The sequence below is a fragment of the Ruegeria sp. BHSC276 genome, assembly GCF_059612945.1.
On record NZ_JBXWRP010000004.1, the window covers coordinates 372,765 to 397,324 of the forward strand.

22 protein-coding genes and 1 pseudogene are annotated in these 24,560 nt (G+C 63.8%); 11 read left to right on the forward strand and 12 right to left on the reverse strand.

The window, feature by feature from the left end:
- The first annotated feature begins 1 nt into the window (after window position 1).
- Entirely contained in the window at window positions 2-964 is a 963-nt protein-coding gene (locus AC2FMD_RS08905; RefSeq protein WP_496742538.1) for a 2-hydroxyacid dehydrogenase, read from the forward strand.
- A gap of 83 nt (window positions 965-1,047) precedes the next feature.
- On the opposite strand, the gene AC2FMD_RS08910 is transcribed toward AC2FMD_RS08905, so the two are convergent.
- Window positions 1,048-2,052 (reverse strand): LacI family DNA-binding transcriptional regulator, encoded by a 1,005-nt coding sequence (locus AC2FMD_RS08910; protein ID WP_496685538.1) that lies wholly within the window; start codon window positions 2,050-2,052, stop codon window positions 1,048-1,050.
- Between the two features lie 246 nt (window positions 2,053-2,298).
- Here AC2FMD_RS08910 and AC2FMD_RS08915 point away from each other — a divergent pair, with 246 nt between their 5' ends.
- The 6 genes from AC2FMD_RS08915 to AC2FMD_RS08940 all read left to right on the forward strand — a co-directional run bounded on the left by AC2FMD_RS08915 (window position 2,299) and on the right by AC2FMD_RS08940 (window position 8,167).
- Entirely contained in the window at window positions 2,299-3,567 is a 1,269-nt protein-coding gene (locus AC2FMD_RS08915) for an ABC transporter substrate-binding protein (protein WP_496794936.1), read from the forward strand.
- 101 nt (window positions 3,568-3,668) lie between these two features.
- Complete coding sequence (locus AC2FMD_RS08920; RefSeq protein WP_496711985.1) at window positions 3,669-4,514, forward strand: carbohydrate ABC transporter permease; 846 nt, start codon at window positions 3,669-3,671, stop codon at window positions 4,512-4,514.
- Window positions 4,511-5,350 (forward strand): carbohydrate ABC transporter permease, encoded by an 840-nt coding sequence (locus AC2FMD_RS08925; RefSeq protein WP_496683710.1) that lies wholly within the window; start codon window positions 4,511-4,513, stop codon window positions 5,348-5,350. The genes AC2FMD_RS08920 and AC2FMD_RS08925 overlap by 4 nt, the downstream gene beginning before the upstream one ends.
- Before the next feature lie 21 nt (window positions 5,351-5,371).
- Window positions 5,372-6,412 (forward strand): ABC transporter ATP-binding protein, encoded by a 1,041-nt coding sequence (locus AC2FMD_RS08930; protein ID WP_496794937.1) that lies wholly within the window; start codon window positions 5,372-5,374, stop codon window positions 6,410-6,412.
- A 10-nt stretch (window positions 6,413-6,422) separates the two neighbouring features.
- A complete protein-coding gene (locus tag AC2FMD_RS08935; protein ID WP_496794938.1) occupies window positions 6,423-7,700 on the forward strand; it encodes an amylo-alpha-1,6-glucosidase in 1,278 nt (425 codons plus the stop codon).
- A 113-nt stretch (window positions 7,701-7,813) separates the two neighbouring features.
- The gene (locus AC2FMD_RS08940; RefSeq protein WP_496685547.1) at window positions 7,814-8,167 is read left to right on the forward strand and encodes a GNAT family N-acetyltransferase; all 354 of its coding nucleotides are present in this window, start codon (window positions 7,814-7,816) and stop codon (window positions 8,165-8,167) included.
- A 17-nt stretch (window positions 8,168-8,184) separates the two neighbouring features.
- Here the strand turns inward: AC2FMD_RS08940 and AC2FMD_RS08945 are convergent, their stop codons facing one another.
- The 4 genes from AC2FMD_RS08945 to AC2FMD_RS08960 are packed head-to-tail and all read right to left on the reverse strand — an operon-like array spanning window position 8,185 to window position 12,345.
- Window positions 8,185-9,168 (reverse strand): glycosyltransferase family 4 protein, encoded by a 984-nt coding sequence (locus tag AC2FMD_RS08945; protein WP_496742532.1) that lies wholly within the window; start codon window positions 9,166-9,168, stop codon window positions 8,185-8,187.
- Window positions 9,169-9,182: 14 nt separating this feature from the next.
- Complete coding sequence (locus AC2FMD_RS08950; RefSeq protein ID WP_496794939.1) at window positions 9,183-10,169, reverse strand: glycosyltransferase family 2 protein; 987 nt, start codon at window positions 10,167-10,169, stop codon at window positions 9,183-9,185.
- Between the two features lie 20 nt (window positions 10,170-10,189).
- Entirely contained in the window at window positions 10,190-11,110 is a 921-nt protein-coding gene (locus AC2FMD_RS08955; protein WP_496794940.1) for a glycosyltransferase family 2 protein, read from the reverse strand.
- Window positions 11,107-12,345, reverse strand: coding sequence for an oligosaccharide flippase family protein (locus tag AC2FMD_RS08960; protein WP_496742529.1), 1,239 nt, complete (start codon window positions 12,343-12,345; stop codon window positions 11,107-11,109). The genes AC2FMD_RS08955 and AC2FMD_RS08960 overlap by 4 nt, the downstream gene beginning before the upstream one ends.
- A gap of 195 nt (window positions 12,346-12,540) precedes the next feature.
- On the opposite strand from AC2FMD_RS08960, the gene AC2FMD_RS08965 reads away from it, so the two are divergent.
- Window positions 12,541-13,770, forward strand: coding sequence for a polysaccharide biosynthesis/export family protein (locus tag AC2FMD_RS08965; RefSeq protein ID WP_496794941.1), 1,230 nt, complete (start codon window positions 12,541-12,543; stop codon window positions 13,768-13,770).
- On the opposite strand, the gene AC2FMD_RS08970 is transcribed toward AC2FMD_RS08965, so the two are convergent.
- The 4 genes from AC2FMD_RS08970 to AC2FMD_RS08985 form a co-directional block, all read right to left on the reverse strand.
- Window positions 13,760-16,213, reverse strand: coding sequence for a hybrid sensor histidine kinase/response regulator (locus AC2FMD_RS08970; RefSeq protein WP_496794942.1), 2,454 nt, complete (start codon window positions 16,211-16,213; stop codon window positions 13,760-13,762). The two genes, AC2FMD_RS08965 and AC2FMD_RS08970, sit on opposite strands and share 11 nt — an antisense overlap.
- A gap of 166 nt (window positions 16,214-16,379) precedes the next feature.
- Window positions 16,380-16,880 carry a putative pterin-binding protein gene (locus AC2FMD_RS08975; protein ID WP_496794943.1) on the reverse strand — a complete coding sequence of 167 codons (501 nt, stop codon included), beginning with the start codon at window positions 16,878-16,880 and terminating at the stop codon, window positions 16,380-16,382.
- A gap of 100 nt (window positions 16,881-16,980) precedes the next feature.
- Window positions 16,981-17,868: a UTP--glucose-1-phosphate uridylyltransferase gene (locus AC2FMD_RS08980; RefSeq protein ID WP_496794944.1), complete on the reverse strand. Its 888-nt coding sequence runs from the start codon at window positions 17,866-17,868 to the stop codon at window positions 16,981-16,983.
- 21 nt (window positions 17,869-17,889) lie between these two features.
- On the reverse strand, window positions 17,890-19,263 hold the full coding sequence (locus AC2FMD_RS08985; protein ID WP_496794945.1) for a WecB/TagA/CpsF family glycosyltransferase: 1,374 nt from the start codon (window positions 19,261-19,263) through the stop codon (window positions 17,890-17,892).
- A 253-nt stretch (window positions 19,264-19,516) separates the two neighbouring features.
- Here AC2FMD_RS08985 and AC2FMD_RS08990 point away from each other — a divergent pair, with 253 nt between their 5' ends.
- From AC2FMD_RS08990 to AC2FMD_RS09000, 3 genes are all read left to right on the forward strand, one after another.
- On the forward strand, window positions 19,517-20,131 hold the full coding sequence (locus AC2FMD_RS08990) for a response regulator transcription factor (RefSeq protein ID WP_496742524.1): 615 nt from the start codon (window positions 19,517-19,519) through the stop codon (window positions 20,129-20,131).
- Between the two features lie 115 nt (window positions 20,132-20,246).
- A complete protein-coding gene (locus tag AC2FMD_RS08995) occupies window positions 20,247-21,728 on the forward strand; it encodes a GumC family protein (RefSeq protein ID WP_496742523.1) in 1,482 nt (493 codons plus the stop codon).
- The gene (locus AC2FMD_RS09000; RefSeq protein WP_496711994.1) at window positions 21,725-23,008 is read left to right on the forward strand and encodes an O-antigen ligase domain-containing protein; all 1,284 of its coding nucleotides are present in this window, start codon (window positions 21,725-21,727) and stop codon (window positions 23,006-23,008) included. Before AC2FMD_RS08995 ends, AC2FMD_RS09000 begins: the two co-directional genes overlap by 4 nt.
- Here AC2FMD_RS09000 and phoB read toward each other — a convergent pair.
- The 3 genes and pseudogenes from phoB to AC2FMD_RS09015 form a co-directional block, all read right to left on the reverse strand.
- Window positions 22,993-23,676 (reverse strand): phosphate regulon transcriptional regulator PhoB, encoded by a 684-nt coding sequence (gene phoB, locus AC2FMD_RS09005; RefSeq protein ID WP_496684579.1) that lies wholly within the window; start codon window positions 23,674-23,676, stop codon window positions 22,993-22,995. The two genes, AC2FMD_RS09000 and phoB, sit on opposite strands and share 16 nt — an antisense overlap.
- On the reverse strand, window positions 23,676-24,404 hold the full coding sequence (phoU, locus tag AC2FMD_RS09010; protein WP_496742522.1) for a phosphate signaling complex protein PhoU: 729 nt from the start codon (window positions 24,402-24,404) through the stop codon (window positions 23,676-23,678). Before phoU ends, phoB begins: the two co-directional genes overlap by 1 nt.
- Window positions 24,401-24,560 (reverse strand): annotated as a pseudogene (locus tag AC2FMD_RS09015) (phosphate ABC transporter ATP-binding protein); the annotation flags it as partial. The pseudogene AC2FMD_RS09015 and the gene phoU, both read right to left, overlap by 4 nt.

Sequence of the window (24,560 nt, forward strand, 5' to 3'; positions counted from 1 at the left end):
CATGAGCGACAAACCCGTCCTGTGGCTTCCGCGCCGTGTGTCTGATGCAACGATCGCTCGGGCGCGACGCGACTATGAGGTGGTGCTGAACGACGCGGACACACCCGGCACAGCCGACGATATCATCAGGATGAGTGCGCAGGTCGATGCGATGATGCCCTGCCATTCCGAGCATTTCACTGCCGAGGTAGTGGCCCAGTTGGATCCGCGGCTGAAGATCATCGCCAACCACTCGGTGGGTGTCGATCATTGCGATCTGGCAGCGCTGGCCGCCCGTGGAATCGTGGTGACCAACACCCCGGACGTTCTCTCGGACGCCACGGCCGAGCTGGCGATGCTGTTGATGCTTGGGGCTGCCCGCCGTGCGGTAGAGGGGGACCGGTTGGTTCGTAGCGGCGGATGGAACAACTGGAGCCCGTCGTTCATGGTGGGCAAACAGGTGACCGGGGCCCGCCTGGGGATCATCGGTATGGGGCGCGTTGGGCGGGCTTTTGCAGCCAAGGCCCGCGGATTCGACATGCAAATCCACTATTTCAACCGCACGCGCTTGTCACCGGACCTGGAGCAGGGCGCAATCTATCATGCCAGCCTCGACAGCTTGCTACCTGTTGCGGATTTCCTGTCCTTGCATTGCCCCGCGACGCCGGACACCACGAACCTGATGAACGCCGAGCGGGTTGCCGCTTTGCCGGATGGCGCCGTGCTTGTGAATTCGGCGCGCGGCGCGCTGGTGGATGAGGATGCCCTGCTGAACGCGATCAAAAGCGGCAAGCTGGCGGCGGCCGGACTTGATTGCTTTGCAACCGAACCGTGCGGAAACCCGGGTTTTGCGCCGTACGAAAACATCTTCATGCTCCCGCATATCGGAAGCGCCACGACCACGACGCGCGATGCGATGGGGTTTCGTGCTCTCGACAATCTGGACGCTTTCTTTGCCGGCAAAACCCCTCGGGATCTGGTGTAAGGCGACCTGAAGGCTGCGGATGTCTCGATCATTGCTGCAGTTCAAAGCCGGGAAGTGTTCGCGTTCGGATCGGTCTAATGCTTCTAGGCGACCGGCCCGGTGGTTTCGCGGGCGATGAAGCGGGCCGAGACCTCGGAAACGGTGGCAGGCATGTCCGGATCATTGATCCGGTCCAGCAAGGTTCGTGCCAGTCTGCGGCCCAGCTTTTTGGGCGAAACCGCCATGGTGCTGAGGGCCGGGATCGCGACCGAGGCATCCTCGGTATCGTCAAATCCGATGATCGACACGTCGCGCCCGGGCTCCAGGCCGGCGCGCATCAACCCGTAACAGGCACCTAGGGCGACCATGTCGCCGTTGCAGACGATGGCGGTCACCTCGGGATGGGCGTCGCGCAGCTTCAGCATCTGCTCCATCCCCGCGCGCTTAGTATCGGGCGAGGGCCAGATGACAGGCGCGGCCAGCGATCTGGCCTGAACGGCGCGTTGATACCCGGCGATCCGGTCCTTGCGGACCGGGTTCATGCCGGTGCCGCCGAAAAACGCGATGTGCCTGTGGCCCAGGTCGGCCAGATGATGCGTGGCCGTTTCGGTCGCCTCAGCATTGCGGATGCCGACATGGTCGAAATCGGGGCTGATGTGACGCAGAAAGGTCACCGTGGGAACCCGATGGGTGCGCAGCAGGTCCAGCGTCTGCGCGCTGGTTTCCAGCGCAGGTACCCACAGCAGGGCGCCGCGCCCGTTGCGGATGAAATCCCGAAGTTGCCTGCCCTGACGGTCCGCGTCGTCGCGTGTATCCAGGATAGAAACCAGATACCCCTCGGCCTCCAGCAACTCGACCGCACCACTGACCACTTCGGCGTTGAACGGGTTTGCGAACTGGTTCAGAACGAACCCGATTTCCCGGTTCTCGCCCGACCGCATCGACGCCGCGCGCGAGTCAGTGACATAGTGCAAGGCCTCGGCCGCCTGCAGCACTTTCTTGCGGGTCTGCTCGGAAATCCGTCCGGTGCCGCGCATCACCTGGCTGACTGTCGGAATCGAAACTCCGGCAGCTTTGGCGACACTGGCGAGGGTAGGTTTGGCGGGCATTTCTCGGACTTCGGGTATAACGTTGCATCATCAAAATGCCCAACCCGCATGGGTATTGCAACGTGCAATTCCTGCGAACTTCAAAACATCGGGTCAACCGATTGGAAAAAATTCGTTGACGTAAGATATATCGTTATACCATGCTGACTGCATCGCTTGGGGTGAGTCGCTGCTCGACACGCACAGCAAACCGACCCCACCAGGCAGAACGGGCGAAAGGCCCAATCGAAACTCTGGGAGGAGTCCATGTCAATTCAATCCAAGCTGGTCGGTGCCGCATCCGGCCTTGTTCTGGCCCTGGCCACAAACGTGGCGCAGGCCGAGGTTCTGTTCTGGTCGACGCAGGCCAAGCCGGTCGAAGAGGCGCAGGCCATGCGCGAACAGGTTCTTTCAGGCTTCGAGGGTGGCGTGGACTACCAGCCCAATGACGGCGGCCCCTGGCTGACGCGTCTGCAGGCCGAATTGCAGGCCGGCTCGGGCACGATCGGCGTGCTGGGCGCGCTGCATGGCGACTTCTCGGCAATGAACCCCGATGATCTGGTCGATCTGGATAATCTGGGTATCGCTTCGGCCTCGGACACGTTCAACGAACTGGCCAAGCTGGGTACTAACAGCCTGCAATACATCCCCTGGATGCAGGCCAGCTATATCATGGCGGCCAACAAGGAGGCGCTGCAGTACCTGCCCGAAGGTGCCGACATCAATGCGCTGACCTATGACCAGTTGATCGAATGGGCCGCCAACGCGCATGAGGCTGCGGGCGAGCCGAAATTCGGCTTTCCGGCCGGACCCAAGGGCCTGAAGCACCGCTTCTTCCAGGGTTATCTGTACCCGTCCTATACGAACGGCGTGGTGCGGACCTTTGCCAGCGATGAAGCCGTAACCGCGTGGGAAAAATTCCGCGAGCTTTGGGCACATACCAACCCGGCCTCGACCAATTTCTCGTTCATGCAGGAACAGCTGCTTTCGGGCGATGCCTGGATCGTGTTCGACCACACCTCGCGTCTGGCGCAGGCCTTCAACGAGCGGCCTGATGACTTCGTGGCCTTCCCGGCCCCGGCGGGCCCGACCGGGCGCGGCTTCATGCCGGTTCTGGCTGGTGTTGCGATCCCCAAAACCGCACCGGACATGGAAGCGTCCAAAGCTCTGGTCGCCTACATGATGAAGCCGGAAACCCAGATCGCCACACTGCGTGCGACGAACTTTTTTCCGGTCGTCGCGGTTGACCTGCCCGCGGACCTGCCGCCGGCCGTCAAGGCCGCAGGCGACGCGGTTGCCAAGATGAGCGGCTCGGCCGATGCCAACCCCGGTCTGCTGCCCGCGGGACTGGGCGACAAGGGCGGTGACTTCAACCGTGTCTATACCGATGCGTTCGAGCGGATCGTGCTGGCCGGTCAGGACATCCGCACCGTGCTGGACGATCAGAAAGGCGCGCTGGAGGCGATCATGCAGGAAACCGGCGCGCCCTGCTGGGCTCCGGATGCGCCTTCGGACGGTCCATGCCCCGTCGAATAAGGGTCTGACCTGATCCCGACACCGGGCTTGACGCGGGCCCGGTGTCCCCCGAACTCTCTGCCCGAAACCACCGGAACTTCCGCAAGGAAAGGAGCGATCAGATGAACGCTCGTGTGTTGCCCTATGTGCTGATCCTGCCCGTGACGGCGTTTCTGTGTCTGTTCTTCCTGTATCCTTTCGTTCTGGTCGCCAAACAGGCCTTCAACACCGGGGACGGATTCACGCTGGACAATTTCCGGCAGGTGGTCGGGTACTGGAAATTCCCGATCTCGTTGCAGAACACGCTGCTGCTGGCGGCGGCGGTGGTTCCAGTGCAACTGGCGCTGGCGTTGCTGATGGCCACCATGGTCAACAAGATGCAGCGCGGGCGCGATCTGGTGCTGTATGTGTGGACCATCCCGCTGGGTATCTCGGATCTGGCAGCGGGCATCATCTGGCTGGCAATCTTCGAACAGTCGGGTTTTTTGAACTCCATGCTTGCTGGGCTGGGCGTGGTGGACCGGCCGGTGAATTTCCTCAGCTATCAGCACCCCGGCGTGGTGTTCCTGGCCATCGCCCTGGCCGAGATCTGGCGCGCCACCGCGATCATGCTGGTGATCCTGGTGGCCGGGATCGGTCTGATCCCCAAGGAATATTACGAGGCGGCCGAGGTCTTTGGCGCCTCACCCTGGAAACGCTTCACCCGCATCACCCTGCCGCTGCTGCGCCCGTCGTTGCAGACGGCACTGGTGCTGCGCGTGATCCTGGCCTTCGAGGTGTTCGCCGTGGTGCTGGCCCTGGGCGGCACCCTGTTCCCCGTCCTCATGAGCGAAACCTACGCCTATCAGTTCGACCTGCTTGACAGCGGCGCGGCGGCGGCGATGGCGCTGATCATCCTCGCCATCTCGATCGGGTTCACCCTGATCATCCTGCGCGCCCTGCGTGTCCCGAAAGGAGCCACGATATGACGACCGTCACGACCGATGTCTCCGCGCCCGATACGCGCCGGGCCGGACGCTATGTCTACATCGCCGCGGTGGTGCTGCTGTGCGCCTGGGTGCTGGTGCCGCTATATTTCCTGCTGATCAACACGCTGTCCTCGCCGGAAACGGTGAACAGTTTCCCCAAGCCCTTCATCCCCGAATTCGACTTGGGCAGCCTGGGGTTCTTTGCGGGTTTCGCGGGCATCCTGACCGCGCTCAAAAACTCGATCCTGGTGGCCGGGCTGACGATGATCATGTCGATCCTGATCGGCGCGCCGGCAGGCTATGCCCTGTCGCGGTTCGACTTTCGCGGGAAAGAGGCGTTCCGCCTGCTGATCCTGCTGACCCGTGCCTTTCCGCTGCCGCTGCTGGCGCTGCCCTTGGCGGTGATGTTCATCCAGACGGGGCTGGATGACACGGTATTCGGCCTGTCCCTTGTGCACACCACGCTGGCGCTCCCATTTGCGGTGCTGATCACCTTTTCGCTGTTTTCCGGCATCCCGCTGGAACTGGAAGAGGCCGCTTGGACGCTGGGTTGCACCCGGCTGACCGCCTTCACCAAGGTGGTGCTGCCGCTGATCCTGCCGGGGATCACGGCCTCGGCCATCTTCGCCTTCGTGATCTCTTGGAACGAGGTGTTTGCCGCCGCCGTCCTGACGATCGAGAACCGGACCCTGACGGCCTTTCTGCTTCAGAACCTCGACACCTCCCCGCTGCATCTGAAATTCGCGGGTGGTTTCATCTTGGTCGTGCCGGCACTGATCTTCATCTTCGCCGTGCGCAAATACCTGTTCGCCATGTGGGGCATCGCCAACCGCTGACAGCCCCAAGGAGTTGGAATAATGGCAGAAATTCAAATAAAAAATGTCGCGAAACGCTTTGGCAGCTATCAGGCGCTGCACGACATCAACCTGACCATCAAAGACCAGGAATTCATGGTTCTGCTGGGGGCCTCGGGCTGCGGCAAGACCACTTTGCTACGGATCATCGCCGGGCTGGAAACCGCGACCGAGGGCGAGGTTTGGATCGGCGGGCGCCGGGTGGATCACCAGCCGCCCAAGGATCGGGGCATCGCCATGGTGTTCCAGAACTATGCCGTATTCCCGCACCTGACCGTGTTCGAAAACATCGGGTTCGGCTTGCGGATGCAGAAACTGCCCAATGACGAGGTCAAGCGCCGGGTCGAGCGCACTGCGGGCCTGATGCATATCGACCAGCTGCTGGGGCGCTATTCGGGCGAGCTGTCCGGCGGTCAGCGCCAGCGCGTCGCCGTGGCCCGCGCCCTGGCGATGGAGCCCGACGTGATCCTGATGGACGAGCCCCTGTCGAACCTGGACGCGCTGCTGCGGATGGAGATGCGGGCCGAGCTCAAAGGCGTTCTGGCCGAAAGCAACACCACCGCCATCTATGTCACCCACGACCAGGTCGAAGCCATGAGCATGGCCGACCGGATCAGCGTGATGCATCAGGGCAAGATCGTTCAGGCGGCCTCGCCGATCGAAGTCTACCGCAACCCGGCGGCCGAGTTCGTGGCCGGGTTCATCGGCAATCCGCCGATGAACTTCTTGCCCGCCACTCCGACCGGAGACGGTAAATGGACAGTCGCGGGCCAGATCCTCGACGGGCCGTCCCGGACCACGCCGCTGCATTTCGCCATCCGCCCCGAGGATCTGCGCCCGGCCGACACGGGCCTGGCCGCCACGGTCAAGGTGGTCGAACCGTTGGGCGCGCACCTTCTGGTCACCTGCAGCGTGGATGGCGCCTTGTTCCGCGCGGTTCTGGACAGCGATCTGAAAGTCCGCCGCGGCGACACCCTGACCCTGGCCCCGCAGCCAGACCGGGTGCGCTGGTTCGACCCCGAAACAACCCTGGCCGTAGCCTGAGGAGCGCGAAATGAAACAGGATCTGATCGAACAGGCCCGCGCCGTTCTGGCCCGTAATGACCGGGGCGACTACACGGTGCCCACCCACGGCCTCTATCCGTTCCAGTGGAACTGGGACAGCGCGCTCAGCGCCCTTGGGTTCTCGCATTTCGACGAAGCCCGCGCCTGGCGCGAGATCGAGACCTTGTTCCGGCATCAGTGGGATGACGGCATGGTGCCGCACATCATCTTTCACGAGATGAATGACGGCTATTTCCCGGGGCCGGACGTCTGGGCCACGGGCCACGCGGTTCCCACCTCGGGCATCACGCAACCGGCGGTGGCTGGGTTCGCCGTGCGGCGGATCCATGCGCGGGCGAAGAACCGGGCGCTGGCCGATGCGCAGGCCCGCGCCCTACTGCCCAAGATTCATGCCTGGCACCAATGGTTCTACACGAACCGCGACCCGCAGGGCACCGGACTGGTCGCCATCATCCACCCGTGGGAATCGGGGCGCGACAATTCGGTCGATTGGGACGCGGCGCTGGCCCGGGTCCCGACCGAGGGCGTGGCCCCGTTCCAGCGTCGTGATGTGGCCCACGCCAACCCGGCGCACAGGCCGACTGATGAAGAATACCGCCGCTATATCTGGCTGGTACAACATTTCCGCGACCTTGGCTGGGATAATTCCAAGCTGCATGACGCCTCGCCGTTCCGGGTTGTTGATCCGGGATTCAACGCGATCCTGATCCGCTCGTGCCTGGACTTGGCGGCGCTGGCCGACGACCTGGGCGAGGCCGAGATCGCAAACGCTTCGCGCGCCTATGCGCAAGCGGGCATCGCGGCGATGGACGCCCTGTGGAGTGAGACCCGCGGGCAATATCTGTGCTTTGACCGTGTCACCGGGGAGCTGATTGACAGCCCTTCGATCGGCGGCTTGTTGGCGGCGTTCTGCCCCGTCCCCGAGCACCGCGCGCAGGCCATCGCCCAGCGGTTGGACGCCATCGGTGCCACAGTCCCGTTTCTGGTGCCCAGCCACGACCCGGCGGCCCCGGAGTTCGACGGTCTGAGGTACTGGCGAGGCCCGGTCTGGCTGATCGTGAACTACATGATCGCCGATGGGCTCAAACGCGCGGGCCAGACCCGGATCGTGCAGCGGATCGTCGACGACAGCCTGCGCCTGATCGAGCAAAGCGGCTTTGCCGAGTATTACGACCCGGTCACCGCCGAACCCTGCGGCGGCAGCAGCTTTACCTGGACGGCCGCGATGGTGATCGAGATCCTGAACGCGGAAACCACCCCGGCATGAGCGGCGCGCCACCGGTCCCCACCCAACGGGCATGGGCCTGACCGATGGTGGGCCCGTCCATTGTTTCCGCCCCCGGGCAGGAGGACTGGGTAGAGCAAGCCCTTCTTGCGGAATTGCGGACAACCGCGCCGCAAGGGGTCAATGACAGCGTCACGCTGATTGCGCAGGACGGCTCCAAACGGGTGGGCGGCCTGCATGGCGCAGCCTCCTATGGGTGGCTGCTGATCAAGACCTTATGGATCGATCCGTCCCACCGACGCCGCGGTTTGGGCCGGCAGTTGATAGACCAAGCCTTCGCCGAGGCGCGCCAGATCGGGTGTCATTCTGCATGGCTGGACACATCCAACCCGGCCGCCGCGCGGTTCTATGAGGCTTCGGGATTCGAGCCCTTTGGTCGCCTGACCAACACGCCCACGCAAAGCCCGCCCGGACATTGCCGTTGGTTCTTGTGGCGCGCCTTGCCGTAGCCGTGGCCACGCCGCCCTCACAACCGTTTTGCCGGATCGAACACCTGTTGCCACCGCTGTGCATAGCGGGATTTATCAGCCTTAGGCGCAAGGGCGGGAACCACCGGAGGCGTACCCGCCAGAACTGCCTCGATCGATTTGCGCCACGCCTTGGGATCGGATCCGCACGGAATCACACCGCTTGCCCCGATCCGGTCTCGCAGACCGTCGACCATGCTGACGATGACCGGACGCCGCGCCGCGCGCGCCTCATCCGCCACCAGCCCATAGGCCTCCCACCGCGAGGGCATCGCCACCACGTCCACGGTCCGATAGGCTTCGGCTGGGTCGTCGGCGTGGCCACGAAACTCAATCCGCTGGTCGCCTGCGGCCAAGGCCACAAGGCGGTCGCGCTGGCTGCCCTCACCAAAGATCACAAGCCGCGCATCGGGGTTGGGGCACATACGAAACCCTTCGATCAGAAGATCGAAGCCTTTCTGCGGCTCGAGCCGTCCGATCGCACCGATGACCCGGGCCACCTCGACCGGCCCGGCTGCGCGGGCAACCGCGCTTAGGTCAACCTGGGGCGAAATCACACTCAGCTTGGATGCGGGGGTCAACCGCCGTTCAGCCATCCAACCGGCCTGCGCCTTGCTGACGGCGATGACCTGATCGAACAACGAATAGGTCACGCGCAGCATCGCAAAGAACCGCCGCTTGTGCGGCACGTTCAAGGCGGTGAAAGACCGGGTATAGCTGTGCTCGACATGCACCAGCCGCGTGGTGGGATGCATCGCCCGCAAGGCCGAGAAGGCCGGCAGGCAGCGCCAGCCGGGGGCGATGTGGCACACGATGACATTGGCGTCGAAACTGCCCCAGCTGAAGGCGGTCCGCTTGACCGGGCGAACCTCTTGGTGGACTTCGCCGGCCAGTTCGGGCAGCTGCGCAAGATGGTCGAGCATACGCATGACTCCGCCGGCCGTGGTGTCATCAACAAGGTGAAGAACGGTGATCTTGGACATTTGAAAACCTCGGTTCAGATGGAAGTCTGGCGGCGCATGAGGCGACCGGCTTGAACAACAGGCGCTGGCCCGACCGCGCGCAGGGCTGCGGCTGCGATGATGGTGGTCAACGTTTTGGCGGGTTCTTCGATCAGGGGTCGGGCGCTGGTTGAAACCGACCGCTGCGCAAGCTCCCAAGCCTTGTGCGGATCCAGATTGCTGACTGCGCGGCGCGCAAGATAGCGCAGCTGATAGGCGCGCGCCGCCGCCTCGTGCCGGGCAAAGAATTCGGGGTTCAGCGGACGCAGCTTGTCGACCATCCGCTCCCACGCCTGCAACTGCCGGTCCAAAGCCGCCGACAGGCCGGTCGCGTGGATCCGGTAGCGGGTCAGCAACCCTGGTACGCCTGCGATTTGCCAATCCGTCGTCAGCATCAGCCGCAGCCAGCATTCGATGTCTTCGGATTGGCGGAAGGTTTCGTCGAAGACCCAGTCGCGCTTGGACTCGAACGCCGGACGGTAGGCCAGATCGAGCAAGGCGGATTTGCGCATCACCGCTGCCGATCCATTGCCGATCGGGTTGCGTTTCAGGACATGTGCCGCCGTTACGTCCCGCAGGCGCGGCGACTGGCGGACGCGCATCAGCCGACCACCCTCGTCAATCATGGCACTGCCGGAATAGCTGATCGCAAGGTCGGGTTCGGCCTGCAGGTGGCGCACATGGGTGGCCAGCTTTTCGGGCAGCCACAAGTCGTCGGCGTCGCAGAAGCCAACGAACTCTCCCCGCGCGGCCGCGATGCCGGTATTGCGCGCCCCGGCCAAGCCACGGTTTTCCTGCCGGATCACCCGCACTTTTGGGTCGGTCGCATGGGCGCGGGCAATGGCCCGGGTTTCGTCTTGCGAACCGTCATCCACGATGATGATCTCGAAATCGTCATGGGTCTGCGACAGAAGCGAGGCCAGAGTCTCGGCGAGGGTCGCGGCGGTGTTGTAGGCGGGAACGATAATGGATGCCTTGGGCATTTTGGGTCTCCTGGTTGGGATCAGCGGGCAAACAGCGCCTGACGGATCGGGCGGGGCAGGGCGGGGGCCAGTGCCGCGCCAAGTGCAGTGGGCACACCGCGCCGAATGGGGTTGAGAAAGCTGCGCGCACTCAGCGCCAGACCGGCGCGGGCATAGGCGCGGGCCATCGACGGTTCTGCCCCCAGACGCAGCGCGCGGCGGGCCAGATACCGCATGTAAATCGCCTCAGATGCAGGCGATGGTGAAACGCCATAGCGGGCCGCTGTTGCAACCGCCCTTGCGCGCCCGGCCCGCATCGCCTCGAGGTCCGAAGACAGACCGCTGCCGCTGGTCCGGTACCAGACCTGCAGGCGATCGACGCCGATGATCACGTGGCCTTCGCCTGCCAAGCGGATCAGCAGCTCGAGATCCTCGTTGTGGACCGCAGCCGGGTTCAGTCCGCCGACAGCAGCGAACACCTGGCGGCGCACTGCAAGGTTCGACATCGTGCACACCGCATTTTCCGCCAGCAGGTCTGGAATGGTCAGGGGATCGGTGGGAACCGTTGAGCGCGTCGGACAATCGCCGGGGGTTTCGGAAAAGAACCCGATCTGGCCAAAGGCCGCATCAATGCTGGTATCTGCAAACAACCGGTCCAATTGGGCCAGCTTGTCGGTGACCCACAGGTCATCCGCGTCGCAGAACGCGAGGATGTCGCCGGTGGCCACTGCCGCACCATGGTTGCGCGCAGAGCTGGGGCCGCGATTGGGGTTGGCCTCAACCCGCACCCGGGCGTCGCGCGCGCAAAATTGCCGGACAACTTCGGTCGTCTGGCGCGAGGGCTTGTCGCCCACGCAGATGAGTTCGAAATCCGCAAAGCTCTGCCCCAGCAGGCTATTCAGGGTGGCGGCAATGGTTGCCGCGTCATTGTGGAAGGGAACGATGATGGAAAACCGGGTCATTGGGCGCGCGCCTCCTGAATGATAGCAGAACCCCGCGGCAGCAGCGCCCAGGAAGCGGCCAGCATGATGGCGCTGCAGGTGCAGACGTACCCGACGGCGACGGGCATCAGGCCGAGCGGCGCCATCAGGGTAGTGTTGGCGATCAGGCCCACGGCCAGAACCGTGCTGACCCGTAATTCGGTGACGGGGCGGTTTTCCGACCGCAGCCACCCGGCGACCGCCGACCAGATCACCGTCGGCAGGGCCGCAAGGCACAGAACCGATACCACCGGGGCGATTTCGGCCCAGCCCTGTCCCAGCAGCAGCGGCACATAGACCGGGGCCAGTGCCGCCTGCAGCAAAACCAGCGGCGTCAGGATCAGCAGCGACAGGCCCAGCCCGTGGCGCAGCGCCCCGTGCTTGTCCTCGGCCGCGCACAGATGCGGGAACAGAACGACCGAGAAGGCTTGCGTGAACGAAGTGGCCAGCCCAAGGCCCGCATTGAAGGCCATGAAATAAATGCCAAGTGCCTCGGCGCCCATCATTGCGCCCACCACCAGCTTGTCTGCCTGCAGGCGCAGAACCTTGACCAGTTCGACGCCCAGAACGGCCCAGCCGTAGACCGCGAAAGGTTTCAAGGCTGCAAACCCGGCCCGACGATCAGGCGACCACCGACGCAGGCGGCGCATCAGCACCAGCCAGACAGGTGCAGTCAGCAAGCGCGGCAGAACCAATGCCAGAGGCGAGGCCCAGACTACCGCAAGCAGCGCCGTCAGGGCATTGGCCCCCACGACTTGCCCGCCGGCGATCGCGGCGGTCTGCTGCAGCTTGCCCTCGCGCATTGCCAATGCGGCCTGAACCAGGCCCGCCGGCATGAACAGGTACTCCCCGGCCAGCACCGCCAGCAGCATCGCCAGCATTGCGTGCCCCATGACGAACAGCGCCGCCGCGACAGCCAGTTGCAGCAGGCACAGCCCCGCGCACCAGACCCAGAAGATGCGGTGCGCCGTGTTGCACCGCTGCGCCAGCTCCTCGGGCGGGGCCTGAATGATACGCTGGTTCACCCCAGTCTCGGTCAGCGCCTTGAGGATGTCGCCCGCCGCCAGAGCCGCTGCGGCCAGACCGATCGCTTCGGGGCTCAGGGTACGGGCAACGGCCACCACGACGACCAGCCGCGACGCCTTGGCCGCCACTTCGGAGGCGGTATAAGCCAACAGGTGCCGCAGAAAACCGGAATGTGCAAAGCTGTGCGTCATGACGCCGTGATCCCGTAAAACAGTTGTTGGTTCCGTTTTACGGGTGGCCAAGGTCTGTGTCCCGGACGCGGTCGGACGGGGCAGAGGACCGTTCGGAGAGGGACCTATCCGAATGGGACAAGCCGTCATCCCGATGCCGGACTGACGCAGGCCGCGCGGCGGGGTTTATCTTCTGTGACAGATCAGGAGATGAAAATGACCATGAGTTTCAAGATTTTCCTTATTACGGCGGTCAGCGCCTCGACCCTGCTGGGGTGCAGCAGCATGCAGACCCCCCGCAACATCGAAGCCGTATCACGCGGCGAAAGCTATCAGGCGCAATACCGCGAACCCGGACGTCGGCGGGGCGACACGCCATTGTTGCAAGCCGCCGCGATGAACGGCCAGACCTGCATGCCGCAGGCCGGCGACCAGGGCGCACGTGCCTATGCGAAATGGTCTCAACCAGCGCTCAGCCCCTTGTTGGGCGAGAAACTCTCGCGCAACGACATGGTCCAGATCACCATCGAAGGGGATGATCTGCTGAGCGACGCATATGTCGTTTCGCGTGACGGAGACCTCAAGCTGCCCTACCTGCCACCCGTGCGCGCCCAGGGCCGCACCACCGAGCAGGTCGAACAAGAGGTGGCCCGCGTTCTGGTTGCGGCCCAGTTCTATGACGCCGAACCCCGCGTAACCGTGAGGGTCAGCGATTTTGCCTCGGTGACCGTGGGTGTGCGCGGCGCGGTGTTCGAGCCGCACTCGGTCGAGATCGGCGGTGTTCCGGGCGATTCCCTCGACCGTCGGCGCCAGGGCGCGCTGGGGGCCTCGACCGAAGGGCGCAACCTGTCGGTGGCGCTGCGGGCCGCGGGCGGGGTGCGGCCGGATGCCTATCTTTCGGCGGTCGAGCTGCACCGTCAGGGGCGCATCTATCGCATGGATCTGCGCGGCGTGTTCGAAGGATCGGACCCGACCGACATCATGCTGCTGACCGGCGACCAGATCGTGGTCAACAGTCGCGGGTGCTTCCAGGACGCGCTGATGCGCCCCAGCCCGATCAGCCCGCCCGGCGTGACGCTTTACATGTCGAACCTGACCCAACCGGCCGCGGGCAACGCCCAGTCCGCCATCGGGCGCGACGTGCGCGAGGTGCCGTATGGCACCCGGTTCCTGCAAGCCGTGGTCGACAGCAACTGCGTCGGCGGGTCGAAGACGACAAACGCCAACCGCAGCGCAGTGCTGTTCACGCGCAACCCCGTGACCGGATCCTCGGTCGTGATCGAGCGCAATATCGAAAAGCTGCTGCGTCGCGGAGACCGCGACGACTACGATCCCTATGTTCTGCCGGGTGATGCCGTTGCCTGTTACGACAGCAAGGTCACCGGAGTTACCGAAATCGCCCGGTCGCTGGGCATCGTCGGGGCCGCGGTTCTGCTCAGCCCTTGACCGCACCGGGGGCGGGCAGCGCAGCTTTTGCCCGCTCCCATACTGTGGGCAGACCGCACAACAGGTCAGTGACTTGCTGACGGTCTGCGGATTTTGCGGCCATCTCGACTGCAATCAGCGCATCACGGAACCCAACCGCACCAAAGGTCGCCGCGCTTCCCGCCAGCCTGTGACACTCCTGCGCGACCTGGTGCAGATCGGCTTCACCGGCCTCCAACTGGGCAAGTTGCGCGACGATGGCATCCCCTTCGGACAGGTATTTGGCAAGCAGCTTATCAAACACGTCGGCGCCAAGGCTGGCGCGCAGATCGCCGATGTGATCCGCTTCGTCCTCGGGCTGGATCAAAGCGTCGGGTTCGGTGACCGCCCTCAGGGCCTTGCGCAAGGCATCCAGGGCAATCGGTTTGCCGACAAAGGCCGTCATCCCGGCGGAGCTAAACTCGTCGACCGCATCAGGCAGCACGTTGGCCGAAACGGCAATGATCGGTATGTCCGCCGAAGGCCCTCCCCCGCTGCGGATGTGGCGCGTCGCAGTCGGGCCGTCCATGACCGGCATACTGATATCCATCAGGATCACGTCGAATCGATGCGCTGCCGCCGCGTCCACGCCCAGTTGACCGTTCTGGGCAACCGTCACCCGGTGGCCGTCCAGTTTCAGCATGTTGCAGATCACCTCGCGGTTGATCTCGTTGTCCTCGACCACCAGCACGTCCAACGGCTGGGCGTGCTGAACCTCTGGCTGGTCGCTGTCAACGTTGGCGTCCAATTCCGCGTCCTGCAGCGGCAGGCGAACCCAGAACACGCTGCCCTCGCCGGGCGTGCTTTCGACGCCGATCTCTCCGCCCATGGCCTGAGCAAACCGACGTGCGATGCCCAGTCCCAGACCGCTGCCCCCGGTGGCTCGACCGATGGTTGGATCACTGGTGTGGAAATCATCAAAGATCACGTCGACCTCATCCGAGCCAATACCGTTGCCAGTGTCGATGATGCGGAATTCAAAGATGTTGACCCCCGCAGAGGGGCCAGGCTCGGTCACTTCGACCTCGATCGAGATCCGGCCGTTTTCGGTGAACTTGATGGCATTGCCGACAAGGTTCAGAAGAATCTGCCGCAACCTTTGGGCATCGGCGGCGACGCAGGGGCGCGCCTCGCCCACCCATTGCCAAGAGATAGAGTTCCCCCGCGATGCGGCGTTGCCGCTTTGACCGTCCACAATCTCTTGCAGGATGTCGTTCAGGTCGGTGGGCTGCAACGCGACCGACAGTTTCCCGGCCTCGAACCGGGCGATGTCCAGAACGGAGTCGACGTGGCTTAGGAGGATCTGGCCCGAGATTTCCATGGTCTCGACGAACCGCGCCTGTTCGCGGGTGGTGCGGGTGTTCTTCAACAGCGTGAGGTTGCCCAGCAGCCCGTTCAGCGGCGTGCGGATTTCGTGGCTCATCACGGTCAGGAAATCGGCCTTGGCCTTTTCACCGGCCAGGGCTTGGTCGCGGGCATGGATCAGTTCCTGCTGCGCCGCCACCCGCTGCGAGATGTCACGGACAAAGCCAATGATGATTTCCTGATCACCCGCCCGGGCCGATTGCAGCGCCAGTTCGACCTGGAACTGCTCGCCATCCGCGCGCATCGCCTCCAACTGGACCCGCCCCTTACCGACGACATGCCGTTCTCCACCAGCCTGCATACGTTCCATGCCGGCACGATGAGCCGCGCGCAGATGCGGCGGCACGATCAGGTCACCAATCGCGCGACCCCGTGCCTGATCTGCCGTATAGCCGAATATTGCCTCGGCAGCTGGGTTGAACTCGATCACGTCGCCCTTGGAATCGACCACGATCACCGCGTCCAACGAGGTGGAGAGGATCGTGTTCATCCGTTCATTCGCCTGCCGCAGCGCCCTGCCGCGGCGCGTGGCGCGCTGGTTGACCACCAGAAGATAGGCGCTGACGGCACCCAAGGTCAGAAGCAAGGCTCCCGACAGAATCGCCAATCGCAGAAGATTTGCGGCGGTCTGGGTGCGCTGCTGGTCCGACTCGGTGGCAAAATACGAGATGCCCGAAACGGCCAACGTGCGGACATGCGGACCGATCTCAAAGGCGGCGCGTTTCAGATCGTCCAGTTGTTCGGCCAGCTCCGCATCCGGCCCGTCGATCAACGGGATTGCGGCGTTCAGGTGCTGGGTCACCCGCTCCAACGGCAAGCGGAACCGGTCATCCTGGCGCAACGGTTGAAACACACGGGATTGTGCCAGCGTATCGACACGGCTGTAGAACAGGTCGAACCGCCGGCGCACCAGATCCAATGTGCCATGTTCCGCGTCCTGGGCCGCCGACGCAGTTTCCAGAGCGTTCAGGTAGGACAGATAGTCAACCTCGACCTGCGACAGCGTCCATTGGACATTGTCCGAAAGCGCCGCCCGCCGGTCGTTGAAATCTGTAAACACCTGCGCCGACAGCCACGCTACCGCGACCAGACCTAATAAAACGCCAAAGCCGATGAGCCCGAAGACCCATCGGCGTCGCAAAATGTGCGTGCCGGTACCGCTCAATCCGAGCCCCATCGATAGTTCACTGCGCTTTACTCATTACTGCACTCGGTCCGGTTGCAAGCTATTTAACGACCTCGAGGCGATCGAGTTGCCAAATGCTGCGCGAATAGGTCACCTCGGTCTGGTATTTCGGGTCGCTGTCATAGGGGTAGACGATCCACAGCGGGCCCTTCTGCCGGCGCGACATCTCGGCGCCGTCCATCTCATAAGCCACGATCGGGTCGCTTTCAGTAACTGAGTCTATCGGGATTTCAACCGCATAGTCGTTGATCGCCGTGGCGCGGATCATGCGGCCATCTGCACCGACAGCCTCCAGCAGGACCGACAACGGCACGCCGACAAAGGTGTTCTCACCTTCGGTCCAGATCGTCGAGGTCGCAAAAGTCCGCGCGGGCAGGGCTTTCAACATGTCCATGTCGAACCGCGCTCCGTCCTCGGCTCCGGGCCGAGTCAGGTTGCCGGTGATCGTCAGAACCACCTCTCCGGTGGGTTCGGCCAGATCCTTAGCCTGTGCCTGGTCCAAGGTCAGAACCATTGCCAGAGCTGCAAGTAAAATCCGCATGTCATTCTCCTAGTGTCCATCTGCACAAGATCAGAAAGCTTAGCAGGGCAACAGACGGGCATCGGGATAAGCACCTATCCGAACGGATAGGTGCCCTTCGTTACGCGGCCGGGCGCAGGTGGCCCATGCGCTGCGCCATGATCCGCTCAAACTCTTGGCGCAGCTCTGACCGCTGCAGGGCAAAGACCGCGGTGGCCTCAAGATACCCGGCGACCGAGCCGCAGTCGAAGCGTTCACCCGCGAAGGCATAGCCCGAGCAGCCAGCGGTTTTGATATCCGCAGCGATGGCGTCGGTCAGCTGAATTTCATTTCCCGCACCCGGTGCCTGGCCGGCCAGACGACCAAAGATCGACGGCTGTAGGATATACCGCCCGACGATGCCGAAATTTGACGGCGCCTGCTCGGGGTTGGGCTTTTCAACCAAGCCGCGCAGGCTCTGCACACGCCCGGCCTGCAGAGCGATATCGACCACCCCGTAGGACCCGATCCTGTCGGACGGCACGGATTGGGTCGCAACCATGTGGCCGTTTTGGTCACAATAGCTTTGGACCATCTGTGCCAAGGCTGGGCGTCGGGCGCTGATGACGTCATCGGGTAGGATCACGACAAACGGCTCGTTGCCCACACATTCGCGCGCCAGCGACACAGCATGGCCCAATCCACGGGGCGCGTCCTGCCGGACAAAGCAGTATTTGCCATCCTCCAGATCGGCGCAGCGCAGGTTGTTCAACAACTCGGTTTTACCACCATCCTTCAACTTGCGTTCAAGCGCCGTATTCCGCCCAAAATAGGCCTCCAGCGCGGTTTTCTCGGGCGACGTAATGAAGATGAACTCTTCAATCCCGGCCGCGCGCGCCTCGTCGACGGCATATTGGATCAGCGGGCGGTCGATCAGCGGCAGCATTTCCTTGGCCACGGTCTTGGTCGCGGGCAGAAACCTTGTGCCCAGTCCGGCGACGGGAAAGACGGCTTTGCGAATCTTGGTCATATCAATTCTCCTTGGGTTTTCTCAGTAGGCGCCGCGGCCGGACACGACGGCCCGCACGGTCATGGCAATCAGCATCAGATCCAGAAGGGCCGAGCGGGACCGCACATAGGCCGTGTCCAGGTCAATCATCCGGTCGAAGTCGATGGCGGCCCGGCCCGACACCTGCCACAGGCCGGTGATCCCGGGGCGGACGGCCAGGCGTTCAAGCGCGCGCGGCGGGTATTTGGCGACCTCCTCAGGCAGGGCAGGGCGCGGTCCGACGATCGACATGTCGCCCTGGAGGACGTTGAGGATCTGCGGCAGCTCATCCAGCGAGAAGCGGCGCAGAAGCTTGCCCACCCGTGTCACACGCGGATCGTGACGGGCCTTGAAGCACACGCCTGCGCGGTCGGACTGCGCCAGCAGGCTGGCCCGTTGTGCTTCGGCGTCGGTGGTCATCGAGCGGAACTTGTAGACGGTGAAGGGAACCCCGTTCCTGCCCACCCGCGTCTGCCGGAACAGGGCCGGGCCGCGGCTGTCCAACCGGACAAGCGCGGCAATGGCCAGCATTGGAAGGGCCAGAACCGTCATGGCCGCCAGCGCAACGGTCAGGTCAAGACTACGGCTGGGCGTCAGCCCGCCGAGAGCCTGGGCGACGCACCGTCCCAGAAATTCGAAATTTCCGATCAGATAGCGGCGGGCCATGCGGCGCGGCTCCATCGCCAGCCGCCACGCCCATTCCATCCGGGCCCGCCGCACGATCCCGGGGGCCCGCCGGACGTTGCCCGCCAGAAAGTCGAACAACGCGCCGACACCCAGCACCAGGTTTGGGTTCAGCCGTGCGCGGTGCCGCGTAATCCACAGTTCTTGCAGCGGAACGCCCATCGCCACCAGCAGGATATCTGCGCCGGACTGGTTGATCTCGTCCAAGGCTACGTCCGCCCGTTCGATGCCCCCAAACCCGTCGCGGGAACCGGCAATCCTAAGGCCGGGCGCCATGTCTTGCAGGCGCGCTGCTGCGGCCTGTGCGGTGCCGGGCGTTCCGCCCAGCAGATAGACCGACTGGCCCAGTTTGGCCGCGCGCCGGACCAGGCGCGGGACAAAGTCGGTTCCGTTCAGGTTCTCGGCCATGCGTTCGCCCTGCATCGAGGCGGCAAGCTCGACCCCGATCCCGTCGGGCAGGACGAGGTCGGCTTGCGTCAGGGCTGCTCGATATTGGTCATTCTTTGCCCGGACATTCGCGCAATGCGCATTCAGGAAAAAAACGGTTCGGCGGTGACCGTCCAAAAGCGTGTTGATGACCGGCCCGGATTCTGCATTCACCACCGGCTGCCCAAGGATTTCGGTGATCGGCAGCGCGGTGCCGGGCGTGGTGTGTGCGCCTTCGAAAAGGGCGTTTGCGGCTTGGAAGTGCATGGAACTCTCCGAACATGAATTGAACTGTTGCCCTAAACCTGTCCGCGGTGTCGGCACCGGTACAGACGAGCATCAGGAGAGTTGGCGGAGAAATCGGCTGATCGGCACGGCCCGGATGCGGCACCGCCCGGAAATCCGGCCAGTTGCTCCTATCCGATCGGGTATCTGCCTGTCCGTTCGGTAGGCTTCACCGCCGATCATCAATGCTTTATTAACCTTTTCAGGTCTGGGTGGAGGCACATGGAGTTCATTGATGAAAGTTCTTATCGCCGACGATCACGATCTGGTTCTGGACACGCTTGTCGCCTTCATTGAGGCCACGGGCGGGATCGAACCCACCACCGCGCCGGATTTTGCGACCGCAAAGGCCAAGATCGAATCCGAGGGTCCGTTTGATCTGGTTCTGCTGGATCTGAATATGCCGGGCATGAACGGGCTGAGCGGGCTGGAAACCTGCATTGGCATGGATCGGGCGCGGCATGTGGCGCTGTTCACCGGCGATGCCTCGCGCGGTCTGGCCGAACGTGCGCTCGAACTGGGGGCCGCCGGGTTCGTGCCCAAGACCCTTCCGGCCAAGTCGCTGGTAAACGCCATCCGTTTCATGGCCATGGGTGAGCAATATCTGCCCGTCGGTTTCATGAGCGCCGAGCAGCCGAACGACACCCATCCGATGGCCAAAAAACTGACCGAGCGCGAGCGCCAGGTCCTCAAGGGTCTGACCGAGGGCAAGTCGAACAAGGAGATCGCCCGCGATCTGGACTTGTCCGAGCCGACGATCAAGCTGCATGTGAAAACGCTGTACCGCAAAGTGGGTGTCAGCAACCGTACCCAGGCCGCAATGGCCGCGCGCGAGGCGGGCCTGTTCTGACCCACGCCCATCCTTTCGGATAGTGGGCCTGTCCCAACCCGCCCCAGTCTAACCCATTGCGCAGCGGACAGCCCATGCCGTCCCGGTCTATCACTTCTTTGAGAGAGGATGTGATATGCCGAACCAGATTTCCGACAACCATCAGCCCCTTGCGCCCAACCGTTGCTGGGACTGGGCGCGTATAAGCCGCAGCGACATCCGGTCTCTGGGTTGGCGGCGCGTCCTCAAGGGTGGGCGGTTGACCGATGCCGGACGATTGCCGCGATATGTTGCGCTTTTTCTTCTGGGGTCCAGCTGCATCTGGGCCCCGATCAGCGGGTATCTGGCAACCGCGCCGGTCAAATACGCATCCCACGCCTCGTTGATCCTGCCGGGATCGGGCGCGTCGGCCTCGGTCAATCTGGCAAATATCGGGCAGGCCTCGTCCTACGCCAATTCAGCCTTTGCCAACGGGTCGATCAGCCCCACCGAAACCTACAAGCGCCTGCTGTCTGCGGATCGCATCCTGGATGCGGCGGCGCGCGCCGTCGGCGCGGAACGCGATGCGTTCGGCAAGCCGCGCATCCGCCTGGTGGACCAGACCAGCCTGATCCATATCGAAATGGAGGCCGCCAGCCCGGGGGACGCGCAACGCCACGGCGATGCCCTTGTCGCTGCGTTTTTTGCCGAGATCGACGCCTTGCGCGCGGACGAAATCGCCACGCGCGAAGCCAGCAACAGCGGCGCAATCGAAGACTATCAGCGCTCGGTTCGTGAAACCCGCGCTGCGATCGAGCAGTTGCAGCGGCAGAGTGGGCTGCTCTCTGCCGCCCAATACCGTGAGCAGGTGGCCGCCACTGACCGTGCGCGCCAAACGCTGCGGGCCGAGGAAAGCACGCTGGCCCGCCAGGCCGAGCGCGTCGCGGCGCTTGAGGTCGCGCTGGATCTGCCTCCGGATGCCGCTGCGGTGACGCTAAAGCTGTACGCCGACGCGCAATACATGTCGCTGCTCAAGGATGTCTCGACCGGCGCGGCCAAGCTGGCGCAGGCCGATGCCAATTACGGGCCGCGCCATCCGGTCTATCGCACAGCGCGGGAGGAATATGAAGGCGCACGAAAGGTTGCCGTCCAACGCGCGGCCGAGGTGACCGGCCTGTCGGTCGAGCAGCTCTCGGGTCTGGACCGCGCCCCCGAGGGAGAGCGCGCGCAGTTGCTCAGCGAGCTTGTCCGCGAAAACGCCCTGCGCGCGGGGCAGGAGAAGCATGTAAAAACCCTCGCCGCACAGGTCGCGGCCGAAACTTCGCGCCTGTCCGCGCTGGCGCCGGTGGCCGCCGAACTTGAAGACCGTCAAAGGGATTTTGCCGTGGCCGAAGCCGTTTTTGCCTCGGCCATCGCCCGGTCGGAATCTAAAAAGACCGATGTCTATGCCTCGTACCCGCTGATCCAGGTGCTGGAAAATCCGTCGCTGCCGGACCGGCCGTCTTCACCCAACAAGAAGCTGTCGATCGCGGCCGGGATTGCCGCCACGTTGATGCTTCTGATCGGGCTGACGCTGGCATGGGTCCGTAACCCGCTGATCTCGCGGCTGTTGAAAACCACAGGCGAGAACAAGGCATGACCCGGGCCGAGCCGCAGAACCCGGCCGAGCGGCTTGTCTGGTGCGCGCTGGTCTGGACATGGCCGTTCTATGCCATCGGCGCGCTCTATGTCGTGGGGCCGGTGCTGGGATGGTGCTTGGCGGGGTTGGCGGCGCTGGCCTTGTATCTGGGGCCGGCGATCCGTCCGGATTTGCGGGCCACCGGGCCGGTTCCGGCGCTGGCTTGGCTATGGATGGCCGGCATGCTGTTGATGCTGTTTGCACTGTGGGCCGGCCATCTGGATTGGGGGCTGGGGCTGAGCAAGACCATCAAGTCCTCGATCGGCTGGGCCAAGGGCTGGGCGCTTATTCCATTGTTCATCCTGGCCGGGGCCGTGCTGCCGATCCGGCGCGAGGTTCTGGTGCGGGGCCAGTGCAGACTGGGGCTGTGGACCCTGTGCCTTGCGCCCCCGCTGTTGGCGGCACCTTATCTGGGCCTGCCCAGCCAGATCTTCACCTCACCGCTCAAGGCGGTAGGTGGGCCGGGGCCCGAGTATTTCTCAGTCTATCTCTACACGATCGACCCGGCCAGTTGGACGCCCCGGTGGCAGTTCTTCGCGCCCTGGTCGCCATTTGCCGCCCTGCTGGGGGTATGCATGGTCCTGTTCGCACTCGAAGAACGGCACCGGGGATGGATGGCCGTCGGGCTGAGCGCGGGTATTCTCATGATCTTTGCGTCGAAATCCCGCATGGGGCTGGTCGGGCTGGTGGCCTGCACGCTGGGGCCGCGCCTTTTGCCGCTGGTGGCGCGCAGCGTCGGATGGTTTCTGGTGTCGGCCGTGGCGACGGCGTCCGCTGCGTGGGGGGCCGCCGCGATCGATCTCGGCAATCAGGCGCTGCAGAATTTCAAATCGGCGCGCGCCGACAGCACACGCGTGCGCGAAACCCTGCAACGCATCGCCTATGAACGCTGGCAGTCCGACGCGGTGCTGTTTGGTCACGGAACGGTTCAGCCCGGTGCGCATTTGGTCGAATACATGCCCATCGGAAGCCACCACACCTGGTACGGCCTTCTGTTCGTTAAAGGCATCACCGGTTTCGTAGCGTTTCTTGTCCCCTTCGCCGTGCATTTCGGCGTGGTGATCACCGACGCGGTCCGCTCAGCGCGGGGACGGCTGCCGCTGGGCCTATTGACGACCCTTCTGCTGCTGACCTTCGGCGAAAACATCGAGATCGAGGCCTATCTGCTCTGGCCCGCGCTGCTGATGCTGGGGTGCCACCTGCGCGAAATGGCAGAGGTCCGGGCTCAGCCGAGCGCGTAACCGGCCCCGCGCACGGTGCGGATCGGGTCATCCCCCCCACGCACCGTCAAAGCTTTTCGCAAACGCCCGATATGCACATCGACGGTCCGGGTATCCACGTAGATATCGCGCCCCCAGACCCGGTCGAGCAATTGTTCGCGGCTCCAGACCCGGCCCGGCTTTTCCATGAAGGTCGACAGCAGCCGGAACTCGGTCGGACCCAGCTTGATGTCCTCGCCCGCGCGGGTCACACGGTGCGTTTCGCCATCCAGAACGATGTCATCGTATTCCAACCGCTCGCCCACGGCAGCGGGGCGGGTCCGCCGGAACTGGGATTTGACCCGGGCCATCAGCTCGATCACCGAATAAGGCTTGGTGACATAGTCGTCGGCACCGGTTTCCAGCCCCCGCACCTTGTCGACCTCGTCGGACCGGGCCGACAGCATGATCACGGGGATCGCACGGGTGGCCGCGGTCATCTTTAGCTGCCGGCAGATCTCGATCCCGGAAACGCCGGGCAGCATCCAGTCCAGCAAGATAAGGTCGGGCGGGGCCTCTTTGATCTGCAGCAGGGCTTCGTCGCCGTTCTCGGCCTGTACGACCGTGAACCCCTCGGCCTCAAGATTGTAGCGGATGATCTCGCGCTGGGACGGCTCGTCTTCGACGACAAGGATCGTAGGGGTGGGCATCACCGGACCTCGGTCATTTCCGTTGGTGTCTGATCCTGACGTGGACGATCATCATCCGGTAACTCGCCGGTGACCAAATAGATCGTCTGCTCGGCGATGCCGGTGGCGTGGTCGCCGATCCGCTCAAGATTTTTTGCGACAAAGTGCAAATGCATACCGACGGTGATATTGGCCGGTTTCTCCATCATGTGCGTCAGCAGGGTCCGGAACACGTTGTTGTAGATCGAATCCACCTCGGCATCGCGTTCACGGATGCTTTGCGCCGCGTCCAGATCACGCTGCATAAACGCATCCAGTGCGTCGGCCAGCATGGCCTGGACCAACTGGGCCTGGCGTGCGATCGCCGCGGTCACCTCGTCCAGGCTGGACGATGCCGCGATGGTGATGGCGCGCTTGGCGATGTTCTTGGCGTGGTCGCCGCTGCGTTCCAGTTGATTGGCGATGGTGAAGGTGGCCAGAACCACGCGCAGATCGACGGCGGTGGGGGCACGGCGCGCTATGATGTTGGCGGCCTCGGTCTTCACCAGCTCTTCCAACTCGTCGATGCTGCGGTCGGCCTTGACCGTCCGTTGGGCCAGATCCATATCCCGATCGCGCAACGCGTTGATTGCATCGGACAGCCCGGTTTCGACCAGCCCACCCATGCGCATCAGGTGTGCCTGGACGGCCTCCAATTCCGTGTCGAAGGACCGGACGATGTGCTTTTCCTTCATGGCTTCGTCGGTCATCCGATCCTCCCGGTGATATAGGATTCGGTGCGGGGATCTTCGGGGTTGGTGAAGATCTGGCCGGTGTCACCGTATTCGACAAGGCTGCCCAGGTGGAAAAACGCGGTTTTCTGGCTGACGCGGGCGGCCTGCTGCATCGAATGGGTCACGATCACA